Here is a 3489-nt window from a genome sequence, read left to right as displayed (position 1 = left end):
CGAACCGAGCCACGCGATCCCGAAGATCCAGAGAATACGGCCGACCCATCCAAGCTGGCCTCCTGCCCAGCCTGGACCTTGAATCATGATCCGCAGATATCCGGAATCCCGATTCAGCTAAGAGCGGTCACGCTCTAGCGCGGCCGCGTGGCGACCACCGCGGTCATCACCATCACCGCGTAGCACCAGAGCACGAAGGCCCCGAACAACGGCGCGTGGCCGGGCGGGAAGTTGGGCAGGATGTCGGTGAAGGCCACCACCACGCCGGCGTCCAGGACCATCTGCGGGGCCACGAACGACACAAGAGCCGGCAGTTGGTGGCGGTCCTCCACCTTGCGCAGGAAGATCAGGGTGGCGATCACCAGTCCAGCGCCGGAGATCCCTCCGGTGATCAGCAGGGTCCAGGCCGGTCGGTCGACCCAGTCCTCAGGCAGGAGCCGCAGGATCAGGGTCGAGACCGCCCAGACGAACGATCCGCGCAACAGGAACCAAAGATAGAGGCGCAAGGGAGCCTCAGTAGAGCGGTTCGAAGCTGAAAACCCAGGGGGTCTCGGTGTCGACGCCGATCTTCACCGCCTTGAGTTCCGGGGCGCCATAGACCTGCAGCCGGGTGATATTGGCGTAGAGCGGAGGCTTCACCTCGCCCTGGCTGACCATGAATGGCCGATCGACGATGAAGTCGTGGAAGTCGCCGTTGATCAACAGGACCGGCTTGCCGAACCGGCCGCCCAGGTCCCGGATCGCCAGGGCCAGCCAGTAATAGGGCCCCTCGAACCCGCCGCGCAGCTCCTTGCCGGAGAACTCGCCGCCATCGCCTTCCACGAACATGGCCGCCTGCAGCGAAATCACCACGGCCTTGGCGTCCTTGGCCTTGGCCTCGGCGAAAGTGGACTTGATCCAGTCCACATTGGCGCGATTGCGGGCGATGGCCTCGGCGGCGCGCGCCTCGTTCTGCATCAGGAAGCCGTTGCTGGAGCCGGGCGCGCTGAGCGTCGCGAAGACCACCCCGCCCTTCTCCCAGCGGGTGTTCTCCGCGGTGTCCTTGAAGGCCGAGACGTTGGGCTGGCGGACCAGGGGCATGGTCTTGCCGCCGACGCTCTGCGGCTTGTCGAAGAACACCTTGCGGATGAGGGCGAGGCTGCCCAGCGGATCGTCGTAACCGGCGCTGGTCATGCCGGCGTCCAGCCCGCGCAGCGGCAGCAGCAGCGCCAGGTCCGCCGGCGTCGCCTTGCCGCCGACATAGCGGGAATAGGCCTCCAGCACCTCGGGCTTGCGGCAATCGGCCCATTCGTTGTCGCCCGGCGTATAGACCACCGGGTGATCGTACTTGGCGAACCAGCCGAGGATCGAACGGTGCTGCTCCTCGGTGCAGGGTAAGGCGCCCCAGGTGTCGCCCACATGGATCGAGAAGGCGGGCCTGGTCTTGTTGATCTTCTGGATCAGGGCCTCGTAGACCGGATAGTCGACGGCCGGGTTGTAGGCGGTGTCGCCCAGGGCCACGAAGCTGAAGGTCTCGGCCCTGGCCGGCTGGGCCAGCAGCACCAGGGCTCCGAGGACCGCCGCAAGCACGCGCATGATCGATTCCCCCATCTTGTTTCCATCACCCTAGACCGAGCGCGCTTGCGGCGCAGCCTTGAGGCGAACCTTAACCGACCCAATCGGCCTTGCGCTTCCCCGTCCAGGCCTTCACGCCCTCCTTGTAGTCGGGCTCGGTGATCATGGCCTCCAGCAGGGCCTCGGCGGCCTTGACCGAGGCCGCGGCGTCGCGGTGCAGGTCGCGGTAGATTTGGCGCTTGCTCTCCCGCGCGGAGCCCGGGGCGACGCTGTCGGCCAGGTTCCGCGCGTAGTCCATGACCGTCGGCATCAGGGCCTCGGGCGCGACCAGCCTGTTCAGGAACCCCATGGCCAGGGCTTCGTCGGCGGTGAACACCCGGCTCGACAGCAGGATGTCGTTGGCGTGGGTCAGGCCCACGATGCGCGGGAGCACCCAGGAGAGGCCGAACTCAGTGGGGAAGTTGAAGCGGCCGTGGGCGGCGGTGAACTTGGCGCCCGTCGCGGCGAATCTCAGGTCGGCGAAGGCGGCCAGAACCAGGCCGACCCCAGCAGTGGCTCCGTTGATGGCGGCGATGACCGGCTTACCGATCCCGAAATGGTAGGCGAAGGCGGCGTCGAAATGTTCGTCCACGCCATAACCCGGCATGGGGATATCGTCGTCGGTTCCGGGATCGTAGCGGCCCTTCTCGGCGTGGCCCTCCAGGGCCCCCAGGTCGGCGCCGGCGCAGAAGGCCTGGCCCTCCGGGTCGCCGGTGACCACGATCACCCGCACCGTCCGGTCGCGGTCGGCCTGGGACAGGCACCAGCGGTATTCGGTGTGCATCCGCCCGGTCCAGGCGTTGCGGCGCTGGGGCCGCGCCAAGGTGACGACGGCGATCCCGTCGCGAACCTCGTAGCGGGTGGTCTTCAGTTCCATGGCGGGCCCTCCCCTGCGAGCGCCCATATGAACCCGGTTCGCGCGCAAGGAAAAAGGGAGCGGCCCGGAAGCCGCTCCCTTCGATCTCCAACAGGTCAGCCTGGCGTCAGACGCCGAGCGAACCCGCGTCGATCTTGAAGCCCGGCCCCATGGTCGAGGAGAGGCTGATCTTCTTGATGTAGGTGCCCTTGGCGCCCGACGGCTTGGCCTTGTTGAGCGCGTCGACGAGGGCCCGGACGTTGGCCAGGATCGCATCTTCGCTGAAGCTCGCCTTGCCGATGCCGGCGTGGATGATCCCGGTCTTCTCGGTGCGGAACTCGATGGCGCCGCCCTTGGCGTCCTTCACCGCTTGCGCGACGTTGGGCGTCACGGTGCCGACACGCGGGTTCGGCATCAGGCCGCGCGGGCCCAGCACCTTACCCAGACGGCCGACCAGGGCCATCATGTCCGGCGTGGCGATCACGCGGTCGAATTCCATGAACCCGCCCTGGATGCGCTCGACCAGCTCCTCGGCCCCGACGATGTCGGCTCCGGCGGCGGTGGCTTCGGCGGCCTTGGCGTCCTTAGCGATGACGGCGACGCGGACGTCGCGGCCGGTGCCCGAGGGCAGTGAGACCACGCCGCGGACCTGTTGGTCGGCGTGGCGCGGGTCGACGCCCAGATTGACGGCGATCTCGATGCTTTCGTCGAACTTGGCGGTGGCGTTGGCCTTCACCAGCTTGACAGCGGCTTCGACGGCGTGGGCGGCCTGACGGTCGCCGGTCCAGGCCTGGATGCGCTTGGGTTGCTTAGCCATCTGATCAGGCCTCCACGATTTCGAGACCCATCGAGCGCGCGGAGCCCTCGATGATCTTGGCGGCGGCTTCAACGTCGTTTGCGTTGAGGTCCTTCATCTTCTTCTCGGCGATGTCGCGAAGCTGGCTGCGCGAAATCTTGCCCGCGACGGCGCGGCCCGGCTCTTTCGAGCCCGACTTGAGGCCGAGGGCTTCCTTGATGAAGTGGGTCGCCGGCGGGGTCTT

The 3489-nt window shown here is 67.2% G+C and carries 4 protein-coding genes and 1 pseudogene; all 5 read right to left on the bottom strand.

The features are described from left to right. Nucleotides 1-134: 134 nt before the first annotated feature. Nucleotides 135-506 (bottom strand): DUF5367 family protein, encoded by a 372-nt coding sequence (locus tag Q8Q88_RS01485; RefSeq protein ID WP_305673427.1) that lies wholly within the window; start codon nt 504-506, stop codon nt 135-137. A gap of 7 nt (nt 507-513) precedes the next feature. Continuing rightward, nucleotides 514-1575, bottom strand: coding sequence for a hypothetical protein (locus Q8Q88_RS01480; RefSeq protein ID WP_305673426.1), 1062 nt, complete (start codon nt 1573-1575; stop codon nt 514-516). A 70-nt stretch (nt 1576-1645) separates the two neighbouring features. Further along, nucleotides 1646-2470 carry an enoyl-CoA hydratase-related protein gene (locus Q8Q88_RS01475; protein WP_305673425.1) on the bottom strand — a complete coding sequence of 275 codons (825 nt, stop codon included), beginning with the start codon at nt 2468-2470 and terminating at the stop codon, nt 1646-1648. A 106-nt stretch (nt 2471-2576) separates the two neighbouring features. Next, nucleotides 2577-3266, bottom strand: a complete 690-nt coding sequence (gene rplA, locus Q8Q88_RS01470; RefSeq protein WP_305673424.1) for a 50S ribosomal protein L1 — start codon at nt 3264-3266, stop codon at nt 2577-2579. A 4-nt stretch (nt 3267-3270) separates the two neighbouring features. Then, nucleotides 3271-3489, bottom strand: a pseudogene (rplK, locus tag Q8Q88_RS01465) (50S ribosomal protein L11); the annotation flags it as partial.

Origin of the sequence: Phenylobacterium sp. (assembly GCF_030697925.1) — a bacterium.
Lineage (GTDB): Bacteria > Pseudomonadota > Alphaproteobacteria > Caulobacterales > Caulobacteraceae > Phenylobacterium.
The sequence above is the reverse complement of the archived record's forward strand: the minus strand, read 5'-3'. Positions and strand labels throughout refer to the sequence as shown.

What these genes read in the sequence shown, in the direction of transcription:
- Q8Q88_RS01480 (WP_305673426.1), bottom strand. Translation starts at nt 1,575, where the DNA reads ATGCGCGTGCTTGCGGCGGTCCTCGGAGCCCTGGTGCTGCTGGCCCAG.
- Q8Q88_RS01475 (WP_305673425.1), bottom strand. Translation starts at nt 2,470, where the DNA reads ATGGAACTGAAGACCACCCGCTACGAGGTTCGCGACGGGATCGCCGTC.
- rplA (WP_305673424.1), bottom strand. Translation starts at nt 3,266, where the DNA reads ATGGCTAAGCAACCCAAGCGCATCCAGGCCTGGACCGGCGACCGTCAG.